The sequence below is a fragment of the Lysobacter sp. genome, assembly GCA_013141175.1.
Classification (GTDB): Bacteria; Pseudomonadota; Gammaproteobacteria; order Xanthomonadales; family Xanthomonadaceae; genus Lysobacter_I.
In genome coordinates this window covers 3025583-3049709 of record JABFRN010000001.1, presented here as the reverse complement: position 1 = coordinate 3049709, position 24127 = coordinate 3025583, and the positions used below count along the sequence as shown (strand labels likewise).

21 protein-coding genes and 1 pseudogene are annotated in these 24127 nt (G+C 65.6%); 8 read left to right on the top strand and 14 right to left on the bottom strand.

The features are described 5' to 3' along the window. Window positions 1-83: 83 nt before the first annotated feature. Window positions 84-575 (top strand): response regulator, encoded by a 492-nt coding sequence (locus tag HOP03_13400; GenBank protein NOT89165.1) that lies wholly within the window; start codon window positions 84-86, stop codon window positions 573-575. 15 nt (window positions 576-590) lie between these two features. On the opposite strand, the gene HOP03_13395 is transcribed toward HOP03_13400, so the two are convergent. Next, entirely contained in the window at window positions 591-1487 is an 897-nt protein-coding gene (locus HOP03_13395; protein ID NOT89164.1) for a DMT family transporter, read from the bottom strand. Window positions 1488-1639: 152 nt separating this feature from the next. On the opposite strand from HOP03_13395, the gene HOP03_13390 reads away from it, so the two are divergent. The 4 genes from HOP03_13390 to HOP03_13375 all read left to right on the top strand — a co-directional run bounded on the left by HOP03_13390 (window position 1640) and on the right by HOP03_13375 (window position 5957). After that, a complete protein-coding gene (locus HOP03_13390; protein NOT89163.1) occupies window positions 1640-2533 on the top strand; it encodes a LysR family transcriptional regulator in 894 nt (297 codons plus the stop codon). Between the two features lie 26 nt (window positions 2534-2559). Beyond that, on the top strand, window positions 2560-3510 hold the full coding sequence (locus HOP03_13385; protein NOT89162.1) for a DMT family transporter: 951 nt from the start codon (window positions 2560-2562) through the stop codon (window positions 3508-3510). A gap of 65 nt (window positions 3511-3575) precedes the next feature. After that, window positions 3576-5252 carry an AAA family ATPase gene (locus HOP03_13380; GenBank protein ID NOT89161.1) on the top strand — a complete coding sequence of 559 codons (1677 nt, stop codon included), beginning with the start codon at window positions 3576-3578 and terminating at the stop codon, window positions 5250-5252. 3 nt (window positions 5253-5255) lie between these two features. After that, on the top strand, window positions 5256-5957 hold the full coding sequence (locus HOP03_13375; protein NOT89160.1) for a GspB domain-containing protein: 702 nt from the start codon (window positions 5256-5258) through the stop codon (window positions 5955-5957). Between the two features lie 26 nt (window positions 5958-5983). On the opposite strand, the gene HOP03_13370 is transcribed toward HOP03_13375, so the two are convergent. The 4 genes from HOP03_13370 to HOP03_13355 form a co-directional block, all read right to left on the bottom strand. Further along, window positions 5984-6580, bottom strand: coding sequence for a DUF4189 domain-containing protein (locus tag HOP03_13370; protein ID NOT89159.1), 597 nt, complete (start codon window positions 6578-6580; stop codon window positions 5984-5986). Window positions 6581-6683: 103 nt separating this feature from the next. Continuing rightward, window positions 6684-7373, bottom strand: a complete 690-nt coding sequence (locus HOP03_13365) for a YafY family transcriptional regulator (protein ID NOT89158.1) — start codon at window positions 7371-7373, stop codon at window positions 6684-6686. 48 nt (window positions 7374-7421) lie between these two features. Next, the gene (locus tag HOP03_13360; protein NOT89157.1) at window positions 7422-7808 is read right to left on the bottom strand and encodes a VOC family protein; all 387 of its coding nucleotides are present in this window, start codon (window positions 7806-7808) and stop codon (window positions 7422-7424) included. 84 nt (window positions 7809-7892) lie between these two features. Further along, complete coding sequence (locus HOP03_13355; GenBank protein NOT89156.1) at window positions 7893-8267, bottom strand: VOC family protein; 375 nt, start codon at window positions 8265-8267, stop codon at window positions 7893-7895. 138 nt (window positions 8268-8405) lie between these two features. On the opposite strand from HOP03_13355, the gene HOP03_13350 reads away from it, so the two are divergent. Next, the gene (locus tag HOP03_13350) at window positions 8406-8627 is read left to right on the top strand and encodes an RNA-binding S4 domain-containing protein (GenBank protein ID NOT89155.1); all 222 of its coding nucleotides are present in this window, start codon (window positions 8406-8408) and stop codon (window positions 8625-8627) included. A 6-nt stretch (window positions 8628-8633) separates the two neighbouring features. Here HOP03_13350 and arsB read toward each other — a convergent pair whose 3' ends face one another. From arsB to HOP03_13305, 9 genes are all read right to left on the bottom strand, one after another. Further along, entirely contained in the window at window positions 8634-9665 is a 1032-nt protein-coding gene (arsB, locus tag HOP03_13345; GenBank protein ID NOT89154.1) for an ACR3 family arsenite efflux transporter, read from the bottom strand. Between the two features lie 50 nt (window positions 9666-9715). Beyond that, window positions 9716-10216 (bottom strand): arsenate reductase ArsC, encoded by a 501-nt coding sequence (locus tag HOP03_13340; protein NOT89153.1) that lies wholly within the window; start codon window positions 10214-10216, stop codon window positions 9716-9718. After that, complete coding sequence (locus tag HOP03_13335; protein ID NOT89152.1) at window positions 10213-10848, bottom strand: glyoxalase/bleomycin resistance/dioxygenase family protein; 636 nt, start codon at window positions 10846-10848, stop codon at window positions 10213-10215. Before HOP03_13335 ends, HOP03_13340 begins: the two co-directional genes overlap by 4 nt. Window positions 10849-10977: 129 nt before the next feature. Further along, a complete protein-coding gene (locus tag HOP03_13330) occupies window positions 10978-11964 on the bottom strand; it encodes a hypothetical protein (GenBank protein ID NOT89151.1) in 987 nt (328 codons plus the stop codon). Window positions 11965-11998: 34 nt separating this feature from the next. Next, window positions 11999-13912 carry a S9 family peptidase gene (locus tag HOP03_13325; GenBank protein NOT89150.1) on the bottom strand — a complete coding sequence of 638 codons (1914 nt, stop codon included), beginning with the start codon at window positions 13910-13912 and terminating at the stop codon, window positions 11999-12001. A 137-nt stretch (window positions 13913-14049) separates the two neighbouring features. Further along, window positions 14050-15114, bottom strand: a complete 1065-nt coding sequence (locus tag HOP03_13320) for a fatty acid desaturase (protein NOT89149.1) — start codon at window positions 15112-15114, stop codon at window positions 14050-14052. Window positions 15115-15191: 77 nt separating this feature from the next. Then, entirely contained in the window at window positions 15192-17198 is a 2007-nt protein-coding gene (locus HOP03_13315; protein NOT89148.1) for a DEAD/DEAH box helicase, read from the bottom strand. A 46-nt stretch (window positions 17199-17244) separates the two neighbouring features. Then, complete coding sequence (locus tag HOP03_13310) at window positions 17245-18120, bottom strand: endonuclease/exonuclease/phosphatase family protein (protein NOT89147.1); 876 nt, start codon at window positions 18118-18120, stop codon at window positions 17245-17247. Next, on the bottom strand, window positions 18117-19952 hold the full coding sequence (locus HOP03_13305) for a response regulator (protein NOT89146.1): 1836 nt from the start codon (window positions 19950-19952) through the stop codon (window positions 18117-18119). Before HOP03_13305 ends, HOP03_13310 begins: the two co-directional genes overlap by 4 nt. A gap of 489 nt (window positions 19953-20441) precedes the next feature. On the opposite strand from HOP03_13305, the pseudogene HOP03_13300 reads away from it, so the two are divergent. Beyond that, window positions 20442-22418: pseudogene (locus HOP03_13300) on the top strand (PKD domain-containing protein). Between the two features lie 511 nt (window positions 22419-22929). Next, window positions 22930-24120 carry an alpha/beta hydrolase gene (locus HOP03_13295; protein ID NOT89145.1) on the top strand — a complete coding sequence of 397 codons (1191 nt, stop codon included), beginning with the start codon at window positions 22930-22932 and terminating at the stop codon, window positions 24118-24120. Window positions 24121-24127: the final 7 nt, after the last annotated feature.

The following is a 24127-nucleotide window of genomic DNA, read 5'->3' as shown; positions in this document are numbered from 1 at the left end:
GCCCGCCGACGCCCACCCCCGAGGAGCTGGACGCGCTGGCCGATGCCGCCACGCCCGAGGTGCTGGTCGAGGCAGCGCTGGCCATGCCGATCGGGAGCGAACTTTACGAGGGCCCGGAACGCAGGGAGAAGCCTCGCGGCAACGTCCGTCCCGGTACCCGGGTGCTGATCGTGGACGACTCGACGACGATCGTGGCCGTGCTGCGCAAGATGCTGCAGCAGAACGGGTTCCAGACGCTCGAGGCGTACACCGCCGAAGACGCGCTGGAACTGACGCGTGATCTGACTCCCGATCTGATCTTCCTGGATATCGTGCTGCCGGGCATGGACGGCTTTGCCGCCCTGCGCGCCCTGCGCCGCCAGCCGTCGACCAAGCTGGTGCCGATCATCATGATCAGCGGCAACGTGCAGGCGACCGAGCAGTTCTACGTGCAGCGCATCGGCGCCGACGATTTCATGAAAAAACCCTTTTCGCGTCCGGAGGTCTTCGCGCGCATCGACCGTCTGCTCGATGAGGAAGGCGTGCCGCGACGGGCACCGATGGTCGGCGTCGCGATGACGGTGCCGGCGGAGTGACCGCGCGCCGGCCGGCTACTTCACCGGCCGCTGGCTGAGCACGACGCTGCCGAGAATCAAGGCCCCGGCGATGACCATCGTCATCGTCAACGGCTCGTCCAACAGCAGCCACGCCCAGCCCACGCCGAACAGCGGCACCAGATAGGTCGCGGTGGCGGCGCGGCTGGCGCCGATCCGCGCGATCAGCCGGTAATACATCACGAAAGCGATCCCGGTGCAGAGCACGCCGAGGGTGGCCACCGCGCCCCATGATTTCGCCGATACCGCATGCTGCGGCCATTGCGCGATCGCGAACGGCGCGGTCATCAGCGCCGCGCAGCTCAATGTCGCCGCCGCCACCGCGGTGGCCGGCAGACCGGCGAGATGGCGCTTCACCAGATTGCCGCCGACGCCGTACAGGAACGCCGCGAAGGTGCCGGCCGCCACCGGCAGGCCGATGCTGGCGCCGCCGACCTTGCCGCTGGCGAGCACGATCACGCCCGCGAAGCCCGCAATCAGCGCCACCGCCCGGCGTGCACCGATCTTTTCGCCGTAGAACAGGAACGCAACCAGCGCCGCGAACAGCACCGCCATCGAATTGGTGATCGCGCCGACGCCCGCAGGCGCGCGCTGCGCGGCCCACGCGAAGAGCGTGAACGGAATCGCCGAATTGATCGCACCGATCAGCGCCAAACGCGGCCACAGCCGGCGATCGAACGCACGCCGTTCGCGCCACAGGAACGGCAGCAGGATGATCGCGCCCAGCCCCAGCCGGATCGCGACCAGCGGCATCGCCCCGAACTCCGGCGCGGCCACGCGCATGAACATGAAGGAGGCGCCCCAGATCGCGCCGAGCAGGCCGAGTTCGAGCGGCGTGACCCACGCCGGAGCGGTACGCGCTTCGAGCGCCGGGGAGACGGTGGCTGCAGTCATGATGGTTCCGTAGAGAAGTTGCGGGGTTCGACGTATCGGCCGGTGATCTGGCGATGGTCGGAGGACAGGGCGTGCGCTCATTATCGAGGGCGGGAATCAAGCGACAAGCGCATAATCCGGCGCATAGACACAAATCAGATTTGAGGCTTGCCATGAGCTTGCGACCGGATTGGCTGCCGGCCCTGTCGGCGTTCGAGGCCGCAGCCCGCCACCAGAACTTCGCCCACGCCGCAGAGGAGTTGCACCTGACCGCCAGCGCGGTGAGCCATCACGTGCGCAAGCTCGAAACCCGGCTCGGCGTCGCCCTGTTCCAGCGCCATGCCCGTGGCGTGACCCTCACTGCCGAAGGCCGCCGCCTGGCCGACGCCGCCGGCAGCGCCTTGACCGATCTGGAGGGCGTGCTGCGCGGCCTGCGCGGCGCGCGCGAGGACCACGATCGCGTGCGCATCTCCACCCTGCACTCGCTGACCCAGGCGTGGCTGTTGCCGCGACTGCCGTCGTTCACGGCGCTGCATCCACGGATCAGCATCGCCATCGATACCGAGATCGCGCTCACCCGCTTCGACGACGGCGGCCCCGATCTGGGCATCCGCCACGGCCCCGGGCATTGGGCCGGCCTGACCTCGCACCACGTGATGGACGACGCGCTGTTTCCGGTCGCGAATGCGGACATCGCGAAGCGCGTTTCGACCCCGTCCGACATCGCGACGCTGCCGCTGGTGGCCGATCTGGCCCGGCAGGGCTGGCCCGACTGGTTCCGCGCCGCCGACGTGCACGGCGTGCAGCTCGACGTGCGCCATACCTTCAGCGACAGCACCGACGCCATGGAAGCCGCCGCGCGCGGCCTCGGCGCGACCCTGGCGCGGGAGAAGATCGCGACGCCTTGGCTCGACGATGGCCGCCTGCAGCGGCTGCCGGGGCCGATCCTGCCCGCGCGCTGGAGTTATCACATCGTCTATCCCTCGCATCGACGCCTTCGTCCGGCCGCACAGGCGTTCGTCGACTGGCTGCTGGCGGTGAGCGCGGAAGAACGCGCGCGGCGATAATGCGCGACCTTCCGGACCGATCGCCGATGACCTCATCCACCGCTACCCGCACCGCCTGGCTGCAGATCCATCTCTGCGTGGTGCTGTGGGGCTTCACCGCGATCATCGGCAAGCTGATCAGCCTGCCGGCGCTTCCGCTGGTGTGGTGGCGGATGCTGCTGGTCGTCGCGCTGCTGATGCTGTTGCCGCGCGTCTGGCGCGGGCTGCGTGCGATGTCCGCGCGGCTGCGCTGGAGTTATGCGGGCGTGGGCGTGCTGGTCGCGCTGCATTGGCTGACCTTCTATGCCTCGATCAAACTCTCCAACGCCTCGGTCGGCGCCACCTGCATGGCCCTGTCCACGGTGTTCACCGCGCTGATCGAACCCATGCTGACCGGCAAACGGCTGTCGAAGCGCGAAGTCGGGCTGGGCATCGCGGTATTGCCGGGGGTGGCGCTGGTCGCGGGCGGCGTGCCCGGCGACATGCTGATGGGGGTGGTGGTGGGCACGATCTCGGCCCTTTTCGTCGCCTGCTTCAGCTCGCTCAACAAGCGACTGGTCGAGCACAGCGACGCCCTGTCGGTCACGGCGGTGGAGATGGCGGCCGGCGTGGCGGCGATGACCGTGATCGCGCCGCTCACCGGGCTGCTGTCGCCCGCGTTCGGCGGCGACCCGTTCGTGTTGCCGGACCTGCGCGATGGCGCCTATCTGCTCGCATTGGCGGTCGCCTGCACGCTGGTGCCGTTCGCGCTGTCGCTGATGGCGCTGCGCCATCTCACCGCGTTCGGGTCGCAGCTGGCGATCAACCTGGAACCGGTCTACGCGATCGCGCTGGCGATCCTGCTGCTGGGCGAACAGCGCGAGCTCACCCCGCAGTTCTACCTCGGCGTGGCGATCATCCTCGGCGTGGTGCTGGTCTATCCGCTGCTGGTACGGCCGCAGAGGATCGAACACCCTGAGATCCTGGCCACCGGCGAGTCCAGGGTCATCGGCGAATAACGACGGGAACGTTGCCGCTGTGGCAGTCTAGGCACCCCGCTCCCGCCGGCCGACAGCAGCCCCGCATGTATCTGGAGTATTACGGCCTCGAACAGGCGCCGTTCTCGATCACGCCCGACCCGCATTACGTGTTCCTCAGCGAACACCACCGCGACGCGTTGGCGCATCTGCTCTATGGCATCCGCCAGGGTGGCGGCGGCGGTTTCGTGCAGCTCACCGGCGAAGTCGGCACCGGCAAGACCACGCTCAGCCGGCTGCTGCTGAACCAGTTGCCGGAGAACACCCACGCCGCGCTGGTGCTGAACCCGCGGCTGGAACCGGCGGAACTGTTGCAGACCATCTGCGAGGAACTGCGGCTGCCCGTCGGAGGCAAGGCCAGTGCGCCCGCAGTTGCGCCGGGCACCGCCAAACGCAAACCCCGGGCCGTTGCATCGAAGCCCCCCGGCGGCAAGGCGATGTTCGACGCGCTCAGCGCCTATCTGCTGGAGGCGTACGCGAAAGGCGACAAGGTCGTGCTGATCATCGACGAGGCGCAGAACCTGTCGACCGAAGCGCTGGAACAGGTGCGGCTGCTGACCAATCTCGAAACCGAAACCCAGAAGCTGCTGCAGATCATCCTGATCGGCCAGCCCGAGCTGCGCGAAACCCTCGCCCGTCCGGAACTGCGCCAGCTCGCGCAACGCATCACCGCGCGCTATCACCTGCGTCCGCTCGACGAAGCCGGCACTGCGGCCTATCTGCGCCATCGGCTGAACACCGCCGGCGCGGACCGCTTTCCCTTTTCGGCCGATGCCGTGCGCCGCGTGTACCAGCGCAGCGGCGGCGTGCCGCGCCTGATCAACGTGATCGCCGAACGCGCGTTGCTCGGCGGTTACGCGCACGACCTGCTGACCATCGATGCGAAGACCGTCGACCGCGCCGCGAACGAAGCGCTGGCGCCGTCGGCGCACGCAGAGACGGAGCGCGACCGCAAACCGCTGCTCATCGCCGCTGCGCTGATTGTCGGCGTCGCGGCGATCGCATTTGCGCTGTCGGGCACCGCACCAACCGACACGTCGGTGTCGGATGCTGCAATCGCATCGCCTGCTCAGGTCGAAACGCCCGCAGCACAGCCACCCACACTCGACGGCGACGCGCTGCTGCAGCGGGTCCGCGCATCGTCGCCGACATCGCCGCACGAGTGGCAGGCTCTGGTGGCGGCATGGAAAGCGCCGGCCGCCGTGCGCGCCATCGCGCCCGATGCCTGTCCGCCGCTGCCCGCTCCGGGTTGGCGCTGTCTGCGCAGCCGCGCGAGTCTCGATCAGCTGCTGCGCTTCGACCGTCCGGTGCTGCTGCGCCTGCGCGCAGAACCGAAAGCGGTCTGGGCATCGTTGCTTGGCGCCGATGCGGCAAGCGCACGCATCTCCCTCGACGGCACGAAGCTCGAGATCGACCGGGTCGCACTGGCCGCCGTGTGGAACGGCGAATACCTCGCACTCTGGAATGCGCCGGACGCGCTCGAAATCGGATTCGCGGCCGGCGATGCCGCAGCATTGGAATGGGTGCGACAACGACTGCGCACCGCCAACCTCGACACACCCGGCACCGACGCATCCGCTGTCGACCGTACCGATCCATCGATCGCGCTGCGCGCATTCCAGGCGCGGCACGGTCTGCGCAGCGACGCCATTCTCGGCCCGGAAACCCTGTTCGTGCTGTCCTCGGACGCAACAGGCCCGCATCTTTCCGCAGCGGGAGAGTGATCGATGTCCTTCATCCTCGATGCCCTGCGCAAATCCGAAACCGCACGCCGCCGCAGCGAAGCGCCAGATCTGTTCACGACGATGCCGGGCACGGCCGCACCCGCGCCTGCGCGCAAGCAATGGCCGCTGCTGGCGATCGGTGGCGTCGGCGTGCTGTCGCTGATCGCGGCGCTGTGGTTGTTCGCACAGCGCAGCCCTTCGCCGCCTGCAGCGCTTCCCGTATCCGATGCGGTCATTGACGCGAATGCGCCCCCATCGGCACCCACCGCGACCGAAACGCAGGCACCTGCGCCGATACCGACGACATCCGAACCTCCGCAACAGGCCATCGCAACGGAAGCACCCGCCGCACCGATGAAGGCCTCGCCCGCGCCGGTCGCGACCACGGTCGCACGCGAACTGCCCGCGCCACCGCCCGAACCCGACATCGCACCACCCGTGCCGCAGGTTCAGCCGGCAACGCCCGCGACAGGCGATCAGATCGTTTCGCTCGCCGATCTCGATCCGGAAGCGCGCAAGCAATTGCCGGCGCTGAAACTCAGCATGCATCTATGGAATGAAGCGCCGTCGCAGCGTTTCGTGATTGTCGACGGGCAACGACTGAAGGAAGGCGACGTGCTCGGCGAGATCGTGATCGAACGGATCACCCGCGACGGTGCGGTGCTGGTCTGGCGTGGAAGCCGGTTGAAGATCGAACTGCGCTGACGACCACCGCCATCGCAGGCGGCTGCTCAAAAATTGTATTCGGCCCACTGGTCGCTGGGCACCATTTGCACGAACTTGCAGCGGCTCTTCGACGCCGCAGCGCATTCTTCGACGATTTTTTTCTTGGCGCTTTTCGCGGCCTTCTTGAGTTCTTTCACGCGCATGTACGTCTGCGGGTAGTCGTAGACGTGGAAGAACAGGCCGCCATCGGCAGCGCGCGCCACCGCCAGGATTCCGGCATCGTATCGGCCATGGATCCTGCAATGCCTGCGGCCTGCACTCGCGCATTTGCGCATGGCCAGCGCATCCGCTCCGGCTGCGGACATCAGATCCGCGCCCAGACTGTATCCGGGCTTGCCTTTCGCATCCTCCCAGCGGATCAGGGTCCAATGCCCCGAGAGGACGGACACCGGACCCGCCGGACCGGTATCGACCGGGAACGACGGCGGCGCCTGCGGATAAACGCAGATCGGCACGCAGACGCCACCGTTGCAACTGCTGCCGGCCTGGACCATGTCCACCGGGCAGGCATCGTTGGCCCGTAGCGGATGCGGGCACAACAACAGCGCAACGGACAGCGCGATGACCGCGTGCAGCCGTGATCTTCCGGACTCGATACTCATACCCATTCGCTCCAGCGACAGTACCCGACAGGCTCGATCGCCACGTCTCGATGTGTCCTCGACGATACCCGTCGAATGCCCCGCATGCAAAGCCGGATGATCGTCAGCCAAGATCCTCGCAGTCGTAGCTGCGGATCAGATCCGGCAAGGTCTTGCCGGATTCGTCGCGGAACTGTTCCGCCAGCAGCTCGATCCGCTGGATGCGATCGACGCGGAAATTGCGGAAGGCGTCGCGCGATTCGCACCATGCCGCCAGCGTCCAGACATCGCCCCAGAAGAAACAACCCAGCGGTCGCACCACGCGCGCGCTGGCATCGTCCTTGAGATCGAGATAATCGATGCGCAATTTGGTCTTGCGGTCGGTGGCATGGCGCAGTTGTTCCAGGCGTTCGCGGGTGGCGTGATCGGGGCCCACCTGCGGCGCGTAGACCGACAGGCTTTCGGCGGCGACGCGCTCGGCCATCGGCAGCACTGCGAGGATTTTCGCCAACGCATCGTCCGCATGGCGCGCAAGCCCGGTGTCGATCCGCGGCTGCGCGACCCGCACGCAAGCCACCAGCGCCTGCGCTTCCTGGGTCGTGAACATCAGCGGCGGCAGATCGAAGCCGCGACGCATGCGGTAGCCGACGCCGGCCTCGCCCTCGATCGGCACGCCCTGCGCCTGCAGCGCAGCGACGTCGCGATAGACCGAACGCTGCGAGACTTCAAGGCGATCGGCGAGGAACGCGGCCGTCGTCAGTCGACGGCCGCGAATGAGTTGCACGATCTGGAACAGACGGTCGGCGCGGCGCATGGCGTCAGGCTTGGGAGCGGTCGTCGGAGACGGCGCATCCTGACATGCTCAGGCCAATGCGTGCAGACCGACGCGATTGCCTTCGCTGTCGGCGATGTGGGCGAAGCAGCCCATCCCTTCCGGCAGCTCGGTACGCGGCAGCGTCACCCGTCCGCCTGCGGCTTCCACGCGCGCCAGCGTCGCATCGAGCGAGGGCTCGGCATTGAGGTAGACGACAGCGCCGTCCTGCGATGGCTGCGGGCCGTCGGCATTGGCGAACAGGCAGCCGCCCACCCCGTATTTTTCGTACGGGAACACCGCGAGGGTCGTCATGGGTCCGGCCTGTTCGCGGCGCAGCGGCGAATCGAACACTGCTTCGTAGAAACGCTGCGCGCGATCCAGATCGCGAACCGGGATCTCGAACCAATTGACGGCGTTGTGTCGGGCGTGTTGCATGCGGCCTCCTCGGGCTGCGGAACGGAAGTCCGCATGCTGCGCGCAGGCTGCTGACAACGCTGTGTCAGCAGCCTCGCGCCGGGATCATTCGCCCATGTAGCAGCAGTTGAGCTTGTTGCCGTCGAGATCGCGGAAATAAGCGGCATAGAAACCCGGGGAACGCTGGCCCGGCGCGCCTTCATCCGTGCCGCCGAGTTCGAGCGCCTTGGCATGCACACGATCGACCTGTTCGCGGTTGATCGCATTCAGCGCCACCATCACGCCATTGCCGACGGTCGCCGTATTCTTGTCGAAGGGATAGGTGATGCCGAGACCCGCGCCTTCCTGCGAGTTGCCCCATGCGATGAAATAGTCGGGTTCTTCCATGACCCGCTTGGCGCCGATTTCGGCGAGCAGGACATCGTAGAAGGCGGCGGCGCGGGCCAGGTCGTTCGTACCGAGCGTGGTATAGGCGAGCATGTGGATGTCCTGTGGGATGGAGTGGCTTAGGATCCACGAACCCTGCTGACAAATGCTGTCAGCAATGTTCGCGACAAGCGGTATCCTACGCGCGACTTCGCCGGTTGCGGAACCGGCTCATCGCCACGGGAATGCCGAATGCCCACGCTCCATTTCGAACTCGATCGCGAATACGTCGAATTGAACCAGTTGCTGAAGCTCACCGGCATCTGCGACAGCGGCGGAGCCGGCAAACATCTGGTCGCCACTGGCGCGGTGCGCGTGGATGGCGCGGTGGAATTGCGCAAGACCTGCAAGATCCGCGATGGCCAGACCGTCAGCATCGCGGATGTCGATATCCACGTCGAAGGTCTCCGCTGAAGCGCATTAGCGCGCGCGCAATCCCTGCTCGTACCAACTGCGGCTGCTGTTGACGATCTTCACGACCGACAGCATGACCGGCACTTCGATCAAAACACCCACGACGGTCGCCAATGCCGCGCCCGACTGCACTCCGAACAGACTGATTGCCGCAGCGACCGCAAGCTCGAAGAAGTTGCTCGCCGCGATCAGCGAAGACGGTCCCGCGACGCAGTGCTCGACACCCAGCTTCCGGTTCAACCAGTAGGCGAGCGCGGAATTGAAATAGACCTGGATCAGGATCGGCACTGCCAGCATCGCGATGATCAGCGGCTTACGGACGATCTGCTCGCCCTGGAAGCCGAACAGGAGCACCAGCGTCAAGAGCAATGCCGCCAGGGACGCAGGCTGCATGACCGCGAGTGTGGCCTTCAGGCTGGATGCACCGCGACGCAGCAAGCCATGGCGCAATACCGCCGCGATCAGGATCGGCACGACGATGTACAGACCGACGGAGAGCGCGAGCGTGTCCCACGGCACGGCAATCGACGAAACGCCCAACAGCAGTGCCACTATCGGCGCGAATGCGAAGACCATGATCACATCGTTGATCGCCACCTGACTGAGCGTGAAGTTCGGCTCTCCGTCGCATAGATTGCTCCAGACGAACACCATCGCTGTGCAAGGCGCGGCAGCCAACAGCACGAGCCCCGCGATGTAGGAATCGATCTGATCTGGAGGAAGATACGCAACGAATACGTGGCGCAGGAAAAAACCGCCCAGCAGCGCCATCGACAACGGCTTGACCAGCCAGTTGATCGACAAGGTCACACCGATGCCTTTCCAATGCGCGCCGATTTTCCGCATGGCGCCATAGTCTATCTTCATGAGCATCGGGATGATCATCACCCAGATCAGACCGGCAATCGGGAAATTGACGTTGGCCATTTCGAGCGCTGCGATCTTCTCGAAATTGCCGGGCATCAGGTGCCCCAGCACGGTTCCAACCGCGATGCATAGCGCAACCCACAGCGTCAGATAGCGCTCAAAATTGCCGATTTTCTGTTTCTTCGGCGCACGTTCCGGAATTTCGGCTTTGATCCCGGATTTCATTCGCCAATCTTCCCGATATCGCGGATCTTCTGTTCGGCGACAAGGCGGTCGAGTTTCTCGATCGGCAGCGCGACCAGCAGGTCCGTACGCCGGCGCAATTCAGCGAACGCTTTCATGTACGCGTGTCGTCGCATGTCGTCATCGCCTTCGACGGCAGCCGGATCGTCTACGCCCCAATGTGCGGTCATCGGCGTGCCGAACCACACCGGACAAGCTTCGCCTGCAGCGTTGTCGCAGACCGTGATGACGAGATCCATCTCCGGCGCTCCTGGCGCGGCGAACTCGCCCCAGGATTTGCTGCGCAGTTGCGCGATGTCGTAGCCGAGATTCGCCGCCAGCTCCACCGCCATCGGCTGCACGTGCCCACTCGGTTTGCTGCCCGCGCTGTACGCGCGGAAACGGCCTTTGCCCAGGACATTCAGCAGGGCTTCGGCCATCACGCTGCGCGCGGAATTGCCGGTGCACAGGACCAGGATGTTGTAGACGCGATGGCTCATGGATGCGCCCCCGAGTTGCGCGCATCACCGCAACCGGCTACCGCGCACCCGATTTTCTTCGCTGCCTGTTTCACAGGGCCGCAGCATGGAGCGTCGGCCGGGCGATCCGGCTTCGGGGCGCAGCACACACCCTGCGGCGTGGTGTCGTCGCAGCAGGGCTCTCTTGCGATGGTCGCATCGGTATCGGTCAACGATGCCCCGCTCATGGCTTTCAGATCCGCAGCGCGCGCCGAACTCAGATCGCAACCTTGCTTCGCACCGTGGTAGCTGGCGATGCGTCCGACGGTGTGGAACGCCTCCCAACGTGTGCCCTGCGGATCCTCACTCCAGAATTTGTCCGACCGGGCGTGGCAGCATTCGGCCCCCGCTTCAGGCACCACCGCCTGGCCGGCGGCATCGAGACGCGCACCGAGTTCGACCAGCTCGTCGGCGTTTTCGGCCTGGATGCCGAGATGATCGATGCCGGGCGTACCGCTGCGGGTGGAGATCGCAAAGTTCACCCGAGGGTCGTCGAGCATCCATTTCGCGTAGTCGCGCTCATGCACGCTCGGCACGGCGGCGAACAGGCTCGAATAGAAGCGCACGCTTTCTTCGATATCGCGAACGGACACATGCACATGGAAGCGTTTCATCGGTGGTCTCCAGGTTACGGACGGCTGGCGGTGCGCGAATGGCGGGGTCACCATCTATATTTCCATAATCATGGAAATATAGAAACAGTGCAATGCCGGCCATCGCCTTCCCGACGAACGGTCATGGTCTCAGGCGATCTTCAGATCCTGGTCCGCCCGGCAGAACGCGTCGTGCAACTCCCGCACGGCATCGGCATGCGGATCGGACGCCCCGCTCCCGAGCATCTCGACAAAACGACACGCGGCGTACGCCTGCGCTTCGCGCTCATAGGTCTCGATCCACTGGCGGCGTGCCGGCAAGCCGGCGTGTTCGGGCCGCCAGGCCGCCGAGTACGGTGGCCGCATCCGCTGCAGACCCATGCGCCACGGCTTCGGGCTGATCCGCGCGCGGAAACAGTTCTGGTTGAAGCACATCCGTGCATACATGGGATCGACGCCGAGCGCGTCGAAGCACGCCTTGACCTCGACTTCGCGCGGATCGAACAGCCGGTGCATGGCCAGCAGACGCAATCCCGCAGGCGTGCGATAGACGCGCATGCTCCAGCTCGGATGCGCCGCCAGGAAACGGCGCACGCGCCGGATCGCGACCTGCTCGTGGCCGCCCTGCAATGCCGCGAACGACTTGCGCAACGCGCCGGGCAGCGGCACGCCAAGCAACAGCGATGCGAAGAACCCGACGATCAGCGACGGGGCTGCTGAAAAATGCAGGCCTGCGATCATCACGACGACGATCGTCGCGAACACGAAGATCATCGATGCCAGCACCTGGCGCGGACGGGCGTGAACTGCGAAATCGATATCGGCGAACAGCACGTTCGGCGTGTTCAGGCACAGCGCACCGTAACCGTTGCGGGTGATGACGGTATCGCCGGCACGGTCGACGATCTCTTCGCGGATCGGCATGCCATCCGCGCCGTTGTAGGCGACCCGACGCTCGCGGCGCGGCAATTTCTCGCCCGCCAGTACGCGTTCCAACGCCTCGCGCACGCGAACGTCCGCGTGCGCCTGCGCTTCGGCTTCGCCGACATCCGACCAGCCGAACCGGCGCACCGTGATCTGGCGCTTGCGCTCGCGATGCTGCAGGCGGGCCTCGGCCCAGTATTCGGGGATGATCATCGCGCGCTCCTCGGCCAAGGTGAAGTGGACGGCATCATTGCGCCCCGATGTTCGTGCGCAGGAATTTCAGCACCCGACCGTAGTACTCGCGACGGTTCTCATCGCCATAGATACCATGCGTCTCGTCGTCGAAAAAGAAAGTCTCCATCGGCTTGCCCGCCTTCTCCATCGCCGCGACCATCGCCCGGGCGTGCTCGAACGACACCCGTGGATCGTGATTGCCATGTATCAACAGCACGGGCACCTTGATCTTCGCCACATGCTTCACCGGCGACTGTTCGTACAGCGCCACTTCGTTGTCGCCGACGGCTTCGTCCAGATAGTTGCGGCCCCATTCGCTCTGATGGGTGTCTCCCCACTTGCGGGTGATGATGAGATTGGTCGGGCCAGCGGTGGAGATCGCGCAACGGTACAGCTCGGGCTCGCGCACGATGCCCATCAGCGCCGCGTAGCCCCCGAAACTGGTGCCCCAGATGCAGACCCGCTTCGAGTCGATGCGTCCGCCGGCCATCGCCCAGCGTGTGCCGTCGACAATGTCGTCCATGATCTTCAGGCCCCATTGCCGGTAGCCGGAGCGCTCGAACGCCTGACCCAGCCCATCGGAGCCGCGGTAATTGACGCGCAATACCGCGTAACCGTTGGCGGCGAGAATCTGCGACTCCTCGTCGTAGCTCCATTCGTCCTTCACATCGAAGGGGCCGCCATGCGGCATCACCACCAGCGGAGGCGGGGTCGTCGTCGTGTTGGGCATCGTCAGATATCCATGCAGTTCGATTCCATCGCGGGTGGTGAAGGCGATCGGTTCGCTGTGCGCCAGCGTATCCGGACTGAGCCACGGCTTGACCCGCGCGACCAGATCCATGCGTCTGGTCGCGCGGTCGAGCAGATAGAAACTACCGGGGTCGCGATCGCTCCAGACATTGACGACGATGTGTTGCCCGTCGCGCGAACCATTGGCGAACGCCACCGCATCTTCGGGAAACGCCTTTTCCATGCCGCGCAGCAGTTTGGCATCGGGGTCCGCAGCGTCCCAGAAACGCGCGCGCGGCACTCCGAGCCCATAGGCTGCGCCAATCGGCTGACGGCCATCGGCCGACCACACCACGAATGCCGGATCCAGAACAGGGTCGCTCATGACCTCGGTGCGTTCGCCGGTGGCGAAGGTCAAGCGCTCGATCACGTCGGGGCCGGTCTTGCGTTCGGTGAGAATGAATACCTGACGGTCGTCGCGCGAGGTGCCGATGAGCCCGATCTCGACGCCGCTCAGCGCTTCGTCGTTGAAGACCTCCCAGCCCTCGCCCTTGCGGATCCACACCTTCTGGATGCGGTCGTCGCTCCACGCCGACGCGAACAGCACATGCCCCGCGTTGTCGGTGAAGAACGAAGTGTCGACTGCGGGCGCATCGGCGATGCGCGGGCCCTTCCAGTGGTCTTCGTCGACTTTCTGCACATAGGTGAGGCAACCCTTGTGGGTGTCCTTCGCGCAACGTTCGATCAGCAGGTGTTCGTCATCGTCGACCAGCGTATCGACGATCGTCGCGTAGAACGACCGGATCCGGCTGCCGTCGACGTTGATCGCGACGATCCGCGGATCGAGGTAATACTGCTGGACATTGTCGCCGCCCCACGTGGACATCACGTACAGCCGCTGGTCGTTGACCCACCAGACACGGCTGATTTCGGCCTTTTCCTCGGGATCCAGCACCCGCACCGGCTTGTTGGTCTCGCGGTCGATGATCGCGAGCAGCATCCGGTTCTGGTTGTTCTCGGGTTTGCGCACGGTCGCCGCGACGTATTTGCCGTTCGGCGAAATCTTCACGATGTCGTGCTGGCTCGGCTTGAGGATGTCTTCCAGCGTCGGCGCTGGCGGCGCGGCATGCGCCGAAAGACCCGCCGCCCACACCGTCAACACGACGATGGCGCCGCGCATCGATCCGTGATTCCCCATGCCCTGACTCCGCATTCCCCTTGACCTGCGGCTATCGAACACCAGCCACGATGCAATGGCAAGAGAACCCGGTCAAAACCGTCGGCGCTGCACCCAGCACCCCGCTTTGGGCGCCCGGGTTGTACGGGCGCTCAGGCTCAGGCGCGGGCGCGTCGCGGAAAGCCCACCAGCTGCTGCAGATCCTCGTCCCACAGTTTCAGCCGTGCGCAGCGCAGGCTGGACCAGAAGGTCAACCGTGGCGCCGTTTGCAGGACCGGGCTGGATTCGAAGGCTTCGCGCAGACGATAGTTGGGAATGCGGCTGGCGAGGTGGTGGATGTGGTGGTAGGCGATGTTGCCGGTGAACCAGTGCACGACCCGCGGCAGATCGTAGAACGAGCTGCCGGACACCGCCGCATCGAGCGAATTCCATTTCTCGCCGCGCGCCCAGTAGGCGCCCTCGAAGGTGTGCTGCACATAGAACAGCCACACGCCCGCAGCACCGGCGATCAGCACCACCGGGAGATGCACGAGCAGCGCGATGTGCCAGCCGACCGTCCACCACATCGCGACGAAGACGATCGCGAGCGCGAGATTGTTGAGCAGCACGCTCATCCATTCGCGCTTCCATGTGAACGGCATGTCGAACGGGAAGCGATGCTTGATCACGAACTGGTACATCGGGCCGATGCCCAGCAGCACGGGCGTACTGCGGTAGAAACGATACGCGAAGCGACCGAACCAGGAACGCTGACGGTATTCGGCGACGGTCAGGGTTTCGATATCGCCGACTTCGCGCCGATCGAGATTGCCGGACGTGCCGTGGTGGATGGCGTGGGTCTTCTTCCAGTATCCGTACGGGAACAGCGTGATCACGCCGAGACAGCGGCCGACCATGTCGTTGGTGCGCTGACTGGCGAAGAAGGAACCATGCCCGCAGTCGTGCTGGATGATGAACGTCCGCACATACAGGCCTGCGGTCGGCAAGGACAACAGCAGTGTCCAGAGATAGTTCCACTCGTCGATCACGCTCCACGCCATCAGGCCCCAGAGCGCGGCGAATGGCACGAGCGTATTGATCAGCTGCCAGACAGCCCGGCTGGCGATGGGTTCAGCGAACTGCGCGCAACGCTGGCGCAGTTGCGACGCATGGTGTTTGAGGGAATCGGTTGCTGTTGCAGTCGCAGTGTCGTTCACGCGGTTGGCTCCCAAGTGATGACCCATTGTGTGGGCCCCGGGGCAACATCGCAATGCGTGCGTAGGCGTATGGTGCGAATTGCGTCACGTACGGCAGCGCACGTTCACGTCTTCGGCTTCGGCCGGTCGCTGGTCGGCGGGCCTTTGCGATGCGTTTTCGGCGCGGGCTTGCCGGCATGCGGCTTGGCGAAGTGCGGCCTGGGCGCGCGCGGTTTGTCGCCATGCGGCTTGTCTCCGTGCGGCTTGAAGCTGCGCGGCCTGGGCGGGTAATCGCCGCCTTCATGCCCCGCAGCGCCCTGCCCCGCGCTGCCCACTTCATCCAGCCGCTGCAGGCGCAGCGGTTGCCCGGACACGCGGACTTTCTTCAGATGCATCAGCAGCGGTTTCGGCATGCCTTCGGGCAAGTCCAGGATCGAGTGATCGTCGTGGATGTCGATGCGGCCGATGTATTTGCTGTCGAGCTCGGCCTCGTTGGCGATCGCGCCGACGATATTGCCCGGCTTCACGCCGTGCATGTGACCGACCTCGATGCGGTATGTCTCCATGCCCGGCTCCGGCGCGGAACGCGGCGCGAAGTCTTTCTTCGGCGCGAATTCCCTGGCGGGACGTTCGCGGGGCGCGCGCTCGGAAAAGCCCTGCGCATCGCGAGGTTCGCGCTGCGGGCGCTCTCCCCGGTCGCCGCTGCGGTCGCCGCTGCGGTCGCCGCCACGGTCGGCACGCTGCGCGCGCTCTGCGTATTCGCGCTGCTGCGCGAACGGCGGCTGTTTGCGGTCCGGAGCGAGCAGCAGCGGCGTATCGCCCTGCAGCAGTTTGGCCAGCGCTGCGGCGACTTCGATCGCCGGCACGTTCTGCTCGCGCTCGTAGCGTTCGACCAGTTCGCGATACAGGCCGATATCGCCGCCGCTGTTCTCGTCCAGCGCAAGCGTTTCGGTGATGCGCGCAAGGAACCGGGTGACGCGGGCGTCATTGACGCTCTCGACCGTCGGCAGCTGCATTTCCTCGATCGGCTGGCGGGTGGCGCGTTCGATCGCGCGCAGCATGCCCTTCTCGCGCGGGCTGACGAACAGGATCGCTTCGCCGCTGCGGCCGGCGCGGCCGGTGCGGCCGATACGGTGGACGTAGCTCTCGGTGTCGTAGGGGATGTCGTAATTCAGGACATGCGTGATGCGTTCGACGTCGAGGCCGCGCGCCGCCACATCGGTGGCGACGAGGATGTCGATCTTGCCGTCCTTGAGATTCTGGATGGTCTTCTCGCGCTGCGCCTGTTGCACATCGCCGTTGATCGCGGCGGCGGCGAGACCGCGCGCCTGCAGCTTTTCGGCGAGCTCATCGGTGCCCAGCTTGGTGCGCGCGAACACCAGCATCGCATCGTAGGGTTCGGCTTCGAGGATGCGGGTCAGCGCATCGAGTTTGTGCAGACCGCTGACGAACCAGAAACGCTGGCGGATATTCGTCGCGGTGGTGGTCTTGGCGGCGATGGTGACTTCCGCCGGGTCGCGCAGGTAGGTCTGGGCGATACGGCGGATCTGGCTGGGCATGGTCGCCGAGAACAGCGCGACCTGGCGCGCTTCCGGCACTTTCTTCAGCACGGTTTCGACATCGTCGATGAAGCCCATGCGCAGCATTTCGTCGGCTTCGTCCAGCACCAGCGCCTTGAGTTCGGACAGATCGAGCGTGCCGCGATCGAGATGATCGATGACCCGGCCCGGCGTGCCGACGACGACATGCACGCCGCGCTTCAGCGCCTGCAACTGCGGGTAATAGCTCTGGCCGCCGTAGATCGGCAGCACGTGGAAGCCCGGAAGCTTGTTGGCGTAGCGCTGGAAGGCTTCGGCGACCTGGATCGCGAGCTCGCGCGTGGGCGCCAGCACCAGCACCTGCGGTTTGGTCTTGCTCAGGTCCAGCCGCGACAGCAGCGGCAGGGCGAACGCGGCGGTCTTGCCGGTGCCGGTCTGGGCCTGTCCGAGCACGTCGCGACCGGCCATCAGCGCCGGAATGGTCGCGGCCTGGATCGGCGACGGGGTCTCGTACCCGACCTCTTTCACTGCGGCCATCACGCCCTCGGCCAGACCGAGATCGGCGAAACGCAAGGCGGGGGTTTCGGTGGACATGCAGCACTTCCGGACAACAGGTGGTCGGCTATTGTGCGCCCTGGCGCTAGGGTTGTCGCTCCAAAACGCGTTTCCGGGGCCAGCGATAGTCCACGAATACAGGGAAATGGTCGGAGGGATAACGACCGTTGCGCGCATCGATCACGGTCACCGCGCGCCGCGCAAGCAGCCCCCGCGCGAAGATCCAGTCGATCCGGCGCTCGGCGCGGCCGGTGAAGGCGTGGAACGTGGCGGCAGGCCCCCGGTGCTCGGGAGCTTGGAGCCGGGCATCGTGCAATTGCGCCGACAGCAGGGCATGGACGCGGCTGTCGGGCGAGGTATTGAAGTCGCCCATCACGACCGCCGGCACGTCCTGCGGCTGTCGCGCCAGATGGGCCAGGATCAGTTCGGCGCAGCGGATGCGGGCCGCTTCGTCTTCATCGCGATACGGCAGATGGGTGTTGTAGACGTAGAAGCGCCGATGGCTCGACCTGTGCTCGAACAGCGCCCAGGTCGTCAAGCGCGGGTAGAGATTGCCCCAGGTGATGCTGCCGGGCACCTCGGGGGTATCCGACAGCCAGAAATCGCCGGATTCGACGACCTTCAACACCTTGGTGCGATAGAACACACCCACGTGCTCGTCGTTCGTGCCACCGCGCCGGTCGCGTCCGAACCACGCATATCCATCCAGGCGTTCGATCAGGAAATCGCCCTGCGGCTTGTGCAGTTCCTGGGTGCCGATGAGATCCGGACGGTAGCGGCGGATCGTATCGGCCATCAGCTCGCGACGCGCTTCCCAGCGGTTCTCGCCATCCGCCGCCACCGGCAGGCGGACGTTGAACGTCATCACGCGCAAGGATTGCGCCGACGCAGGAGCGGCGATCCCGAACAGGACCAGCGCCAGCAGGATGCGATGCAGACTGGAACGCACTGAATGGCTCATGGTGCGGCGGACTCCGGCTCGACGGCGCTGGCGACAACATACCGCGAGAGGACCTCGCGCAGGGATTCCAGCTTCACGGGTTTGGTCAGGTAATCGTCCATGCCTGCATCGAGACACTTCTTGCGGTCATCGGCCATCGCGTGCGCGGTCAGGGCGAGAATCGGCAGCCGCGCGCGCCGCTCGGTGGCTTCGATATGACGCCAGCGGCGGGTGGTCGCATAACCGTCCATCTCCGGCATCTGGCAATCCATCAACACCGCATGCCAGGCTCCGGCATGCATCATCTCCAGCGCATGGTTGCCGTTGCCTGCGCATTCGATCAGGCAACCGTCGCGCTCCAGCATCAATTTGATCAGCGATGCGTTCAGGAGATTGTCCTCCACGACCAGGATCCGCAGGCCGGAAATCGACGCAGGCGGGATATCGGCGACCATGAGCGGCTGCGCAACATCGTCGCGCAACGGTCCCGTGGACGAGGCCGCATCCGGCGATTCGGGGACGCGGACACGGAAGCGGCTGCCCTCGCCCGGCGCGCTGCGCAGCTCGATCCGTCCGCCCATCAATGCGACGAGATCGCGGGAAATATTCAAACCGAGCCCGGTGCCCGGATACGCGCGGGTCGATGAATCGTCGCCCTGCTGGAACGCCGAGAAGATCCGCAGATGATCGTTTTCATCGATGCCGGGGCCGGTGTCCGCGACCTCGATCGAAAGCACGCGCCCCGCTCCCGCATCGGCTTCGACATCCAGCGCGATGCGCACGCTGCCGACCGCAGTGAACTTCAGCGCATTGCCGACCAGATTCACCAGGATCTGGCGCAACCGCGCCTGATCGCCGACGAATCGTTCCGGCACGGAAATCGCATACGTCGCATCGAGCCGCAGCGATTTCGAGGCCGCCTCCGGCTGGAACATGTCCAGGACATCCTCGACCAGTTGCCGGGGCGCGAAGGGTGCGATCTGCAGCGTGATCTTGCCCGCTTCGATCTGCGAGAGATCCAGCACATCGCTGATCAGCGCGAGCAATGCCTGTCCGGCGCGACGGATGCTGTTCGGCAAATGCCGGTGCTTCGGTTCCTCGGGGGCTTCGGCGAGCAGTTGGCTCATCCCGATGATCACATTCAGCGGCGTGCGCAGTTCGTGGCTCATATTGGCGAGAAACGTGGATTTGGCGCGATTGGCGGCATCGGCGCGATCCAGCGCATCGCCCAGCGATCGGGTCATCGCCAGTAGCGCGATGCGTTGGGCGATATTGCGCTGGATCGTCCGACCGATCACGAAACCCTCGCGCAGCAGGAACACGCCGAACAGGCACGCGGCGAGCCCGGCGATCATGAATTCGCGTTGCCCGCCCGCCAGGAAATAGATCGCGAACGGCCCGACGCTGGCCAGCACGTACGCAGCGTAAGCGGGCCACCATGCGCCGAAACTGCTGATCGCCCCTGCGGGCATTCCGATCAGCAGGAATGCGGTCACGAAATACAGTTCGCTGTGTCCCAGCGGAAACAGCAGCGTCGCCGCAGCGCCCCAGACGCCACCCGACAGCAGGCCGACCGCGATGCACACTTCCGGCGTGTTCGGCAGCGCGCGGCCGGTGTCGAGCGCGGATCGCTTCGCCCATACCGCCAACAGCACGCGCAAGGCCGAAATCGCCGCCACCGCCACCGCCCAACCAAGCAAGACATCGCGGGGGTGCACATCGCGCAGCGCAAGCAGGAACAGCGCCGCCACACCGATGGTGGCCAACGCGCCCGCCACGCCTTGGCCCAGGACCAGTTGGCGGCACTCGCGCGCGATGATCAGCGGAGTCTCGACGGACTCTGCGGTGGCCATGCTTCCCCCTGTCGTCCCGCATCGGACGATGCGGGCGTGGTACGTCTCCCACCTCTTCGGCGGCATCCGCATACGATACCGGCAGTGCCCCATGGCCGCGAGCCATGCGCCGCGACAGCATCGGAAACGAGACTGGCGTCTCAAGCGTCGCCGCGCGATGCGGGTCGATTCGATTCTCATTTGTCGCAAGCAGCTGCTGCAGAGCAGCAAACCCGCATCGTGGCCCGCCTGCGGGTTGTCAGCCTCGCGCTGCGGGACGGGATCGCCGAATCGGGACACTTTCCTGCCGAATGCGCCGGATTCCGTCCAATCGATCGACCCGGCCGCTTCGCGATCGACGCCATCGATCGCTGTCGCCTGGCGATGCCGCATCGGGCCGATTTGCAAATCCGCGCGATTCACGGCAAACACGTCGATCCCGCGACATCCTCGATGCCCGCGCCCCCCGGTCGATACGATGCGACCGGATCCCCCCGAAATGGAGACTCCATGAACCTTCGTTTGTTGTTGCCCGCAGCCCTTCTGGTCTGCATCGCCGGCCAGTCCAGCGCAGCGCCGCCCGTCACGCCGCCGACCGGATCCATCCCGACGCCCACCGCGACCGGCGACGACAGCCTCTCGTTCGTCAGCATCCAGTACCGCAACCGCGCGCAATTGCAGGCGTTGGCTTCGCGCTTCCAGCACATGATCGTCGACCGTAGCGCCAAGACCGTGCGCACCGAAGCCACGGCGCAGGAGATCCTCGACCTCCAGGGCATGGGCCTGTCGGTGCTCGTCGACCAGGCTGCCACCGATCGCATCCGCGGCGCCGAATCGGCGATGGCGCAACAGCAGTTCGGTACCCGCAGCATCAGCGGCTACGCCTGCTACCGCACGGTCGAGGAGACCTACACCACCATCGACCAGCTCGTCGCCGCCAAGCCGGCGCTGGCCAGCATGTCGGTCATCGGCCCCAGCTGGTTGAAGTCGCGCAACACCGGCGGCTACGACATGAAGGTGCTGCGGCTGACCAATTCGGCCACCAATGCGCTGCGCCCGAACAAACCGCCGATGGTGGTGTTCGGTTCGATCCATGCGCGCGAATACACGCCTGCCGAACTCGTCACCCGCTACGCCGAATGGCTGGTCAACGGCTACGGCACCGATCCCGAAGCCACCTGGCTGATGGACAACTACACCTTCTACCTGATCCTGCAGGCCAATCCCGACGGCCGCAAAAAAGCGGAAACCGGCCTTTCCTGGCGCAAGAACGTCAACAACACCAACGGCACCTGCACCGCGACCACGGTCGGCACCGATCTCAACCGGAATTTCCCCTTCCACTGGAACACCGTCTCCGGCGGTTCCAGTCCCAACGCCTGCGCCGAGACCTATCACGGCCCGGTGGCGCAGTCGGAACCGGAAACGCAGAACCTCGTGCGCTTCGTGGCCGGCACGCCCGGTGCGGGCGGGGTCTATACCGGCGGCATCTTCCCGGACCGTCGCGGCGACGCCGTCAGCAGCGCGGCGCCGGACGACTATCAGGGCCTGTTCCTCGATATCCACAGCTATTCGCAGCTGGTGCTGTGGCCTTGGGGCGATACCTCCGCCGCAGCGCCGAACACCGCCGCGCTGCGCACCTTCGGCCGGCGCATGGCGTGGTTCAACAGCTACCGTCCGCAACAGTCGGCCGAGCTGTACGGCACCGACGGCGCCACCGACGACAACATGTACGGCCTGCTCGGCGTGCCCAGCTACACCATCGAGTTGGGCGTGTCGTTCTTCGAGTCGTGCACGACATTCACCTCGTCGACGCTGCCGAAGAATCTGGCGATGCTGAAATACGCCGCGCGCAATCTCACCGCGCCCTACCGCTATCCCTCGGGCCCGAACACGGTCAGCGTGACCACCTCCAGCGCCACGGTGAACGCCGGCACGCCGGTGACGATCACCGCGGCCCTCAACGACAGCCAGTTCAACCAGACCAACGGCACCGAAGCCACCCAGGCCATCGCATCGGCCAGGCTTTACGTCGATATTCCGCCGTGGGAAGCCGGCGCCGTGGGCATCGCGATGACCGCCAGCGACGGCAGCTTCAACGCCACCAGCGAAACGGCCACCGCAAGCCTCTCCACCACAGGCCTGGGCGTCGGCCGCCACATCGTCTACGTGCAGGGCACCGACGCCTCCGGCGCGCTCGGCACGCCGAATGCGGTGCTGCTGAACATCACCACCGGCGGTGGCGGCAACGTCGCACCGGTGGCCAATTTCAGCGCCAGCTCCTCGGGCCTGACCGCGAGCTTCACCGACACCTCCACCGACAGCGATGGCAGCATCGCCTCGCGCAGTTGGAACTTCGGCGACGGCACGCTCTCCACCGCGACCAATCCAAGCAGGACATACTCCGCCGCAGGTACCTACAGCGTCAGCCTGACCGTCACCGACAACGGCGGACTGACCAATACGAAAACGCAGTCGGTCACCGTCGCCACCAGCGGCACGCAGACCTACACCAACGGCACCGATGTCCCGATCGCCGACAACGCCACCGTCAACAGCCCGATCGTCGTTTCCGGCCGCACCGGCAACGCGCTGGCCAGCACGCCGGTGCTGGTCAATATCGTCCACACCTACAAGGGCGATCTGAAGGTCGATCTGGTCGCGCCGGACGGTAGCGTGTACGTGCTGCACAACCGCACCGGCGGCAGCGCCGACAACATCAACCAGACCTTCAGCGTGAATCTGTCGACCGAAGCGCTGAACGGCACATGGAACCTGCGCGTGAACGACAACGCCGCTGGCGACATCGGTCGTATCGACAGCTGGAGCATCACCTTCTGAGCCTTCGCCCGCAAGCGAACCACCACAGAACCCGGGCTTCGACCCGGGTTCTGTGCGTTTGGAGACGATGCATCGCGGTCGCAACCAAATGATCGGCGTGCGGTCATCGCGATCCGTGCATACTGCACGCTGCCACGCAACGCAAACGACGCATCCGATGCTCGACAAATACGCCCCGCGTCTGTCCGATCTCCATGGCGTCGCACGCCTCGGTGTGGACGCGACCACCGGCGTCGCCGATCTGGTCGAAGCGATGCACGCCGCGATCGCCCGCCCCGACCTGGGCCTGCGCCACGCGGCACCGGAACGCACCCGCGGCATCGCCGGCCTGGTCTATCGCGGCATTCGTGGCGTGACCGGATTGACCGGCGCCGGATTGGACGCGGTACTCGGTCGACAAGGCACCGCCTACCAACGCACCTCGACGCAGCGCGAAGCGATCGTCGCGGCGCTCAATGGCGTGGTGGGCGATCACCTCGCGGTCACCGCCAACCCGCTCGCGATCCCGATGCGGCTGCATCACGCGGGCCAACCGCTGACGCTGCGCACCGAACTGTTGTCCGACGCGATTCCCGATGCCGGCCGCAAACTGCTCGTCCTGGTGCACGGCCTGTGCATGAACGATCTGCAGTGGACGCGCGATGATCACGACCACGGCGCGATGCTCGCGGAAGCGCTCGGTTACACGCCGCTGTACCTGCACTACAACACCGGACGATCCATCGCACAGAATGGCCACGCCTTCGCGGAGCTGCTGGAAACGCTGCGCGCGCAATGGCCGATGCCCGTGGACGAGATCACGATCATCGGACACAGCATGGGCGGCCTGCTCGCGCGCAGCGCTTGCCATCATGCCGCCGTGCACGATCATGCCTGGCTCGGATCGCTGCGCAATCTCATTTGCATGGGTTCGCCGCACCAGGGCGCGCCGCTGGAACGCGGCGGCCGTTGGATCGATCTCGTTCTCGCAGCGACCCCTTTCGCAGCGCCGCTCGCGCGCGTCGGCAAACTCAGAAGCGCCGGCATCACCGATCTGCGCCACGGCAACGCGCTGTCGATGCGCAGCCGCCATCGTGCGGTATCGCTGCCCAAGGGCGTACGCTGCTATGCGATCGCGGCGACCACCGGGAGTCGTCGTGGCGATCTCAAGGACCGTTGGATCGGCGATGGCCTGGTGCCCGTTGCCAGCGCGCTCGGACATCATCCGGACCCGGATCGCGTCACCGGATTCGCGAAGAACCGGCAATGGATCGGCTACGGCATGCATCATCTGGACCTGCTCAGCCACCCCGATGTCGCCGATCGCCTGCTGCGCTGGCTGAAGCCGAAACCGACGCGAAAGAACTGATCGCTGC

What these genes read in the sequence shown, in the direction of transcription:
- HOP03_13400 (NOT89165.1), top strand. Translation starts at nt 84, where the DNA reads ATGCCGATCGGGAGCGAACTTTACGAGGGCCCGGAACGCAGGGAGAAG.
- HOP03_13395 (NOT89164.1), bottom strand. Translation starts at nt 1,487, where the DNA reads ATGACTGCAGCCACCGTCTCCCCGGCGCTCGAAGCGCGTACCGCTCCG.
- HOP03_13390 (NOT89163.1), top strand. Translation starts at nt 1,640, where the DNA reads ATGAGCTTGCGACCGGATTGGCTGCCGGCCCTGTCGGCGTTCGAGGCC.
- HOP03_13385 (NOT89162.1), top strand. Translation starts at nt 2,560, where the DNA reads ATGACCTCATCCACCGCTACCCGCACCGCCTGGCTGCAGATCCATCTC.
- HOP03_13380 (NOT89161.1), top strand. Translation starts at nt 3,576, where the DNA reads ATGTATCTGGAGTATTACGGCCTCGAACAGGCGCCGTTCTCGATCACG.
- HOP03_13375 (NOT89160.1), top strand. Translation starts at nt 5,256, where the DNA reads ATGTCCTTCATCCTCGATGCCCTGCGCAAATCCGAAACCGCACGCCGC.
- HOP03_13370 (NOT89159.1), bottom strand. Translation starts at nt 6,580, where the DNA reads ATGAGTATCGAGTCCGGAAGATCACGGCTGCACGCGGTCATCGCGCTG.
- HOP03_13365 (NOT89158.1), bottom strand. Translation starts at nt 7,373, where the DNA reads ATGCGCCGCGCCGACCGTCTGTTCCAGATCGTGCAACTCATTCGCGGC.
- HOP03_13360 (NOT89157.1), bottom strand. Translation starts at nt 7,808, where the DNA reads ATGCAACACGCCCGACACAACGCCGTCAATTGGTTCGAGATCCCGGTT.
- HOP03_13355 (NOT89156.1), bottom strand. Translation starts at nt 8,267, where the DNA reads ATGCTCGCCTATACCACGCTCGGTACGAACGACCTGGCCCGCGCCGCC.
- HOP03_13350 (NOT89155.1), top strand. Translation starts at nt 8,406, where the DNA reads ATGCCCACGCTCCATTTCGAACTCGATCGCGAATACGTCGAATTGAAC.
- HOP03_13340 (NOT89153.1), bottom strand. Translation starts at nt 10,216, where the DNA reads ATGAGCCATCGCGTCTACAACATCCTGGTCCTGTGCACCGGCAATTCC.
- HOP03_13335 (NOT89152.1), bottom strand. Translation starts at nt 10,848, where the DNA reads ATGAAACGCTTCCATGTGCATGTGTCCGTTCGCGATATCGAAGAAAGC.
- HOP03_13330 (NOT89151.1), bottom strand. Translation starts at nt 11,964, where the DNA reads ATGATCATCCCCGAATACTGGGCCGAGGCCCGCCTGCAGCATCGCGAG.
- HOP03_13325 (NOT89150.1), bottom strand. Translation starts at nt 13,912, where the DNA reads ATGGGGAATCACGGATCGATGCGCGGCGCCATCGTCGTGTTGACGGTG.
- HOP03_13320 (NOT89149.1), bottom strand. Translation starts at nt 15,114, where the DNA reads ATGGGTCATCACTTGGGAGCCAACCGCGTGAACGACACTGCGACTGCA.
- HOP03_13315 (NOT89148.1), bottom strand. Translation starts at nt 17,198, where the DNA reads ATGTCCACCGAAACCCCCGCCTTGCGTTTCGCCGATCTCGGTCTGGCC.
- HOP03_13310 (NOT89147.1), bottom strand. Translation starts at nt 18,120, where the DNA reads ATGAGCCATTCAGTGCGTTCCAGTCTGCATCGCATCCTGCTGGCGCTG.
- HOP03_13305 (NOT89146.1), bottom strand. Translation starts at nt 19,952, where the DNA reads ATGGCCACCGCAGAGTCCGTCGAGACTCCGCTGATCATCGCGCGCGAG.
- HOP03_13295 (NOT89145.1), top strand. Translation starts at nt 22,930, where the DNA reads ATGCTCGACAAATACGCCCCGCGTCTGTCCGATCTCCATGGCGTCGCA.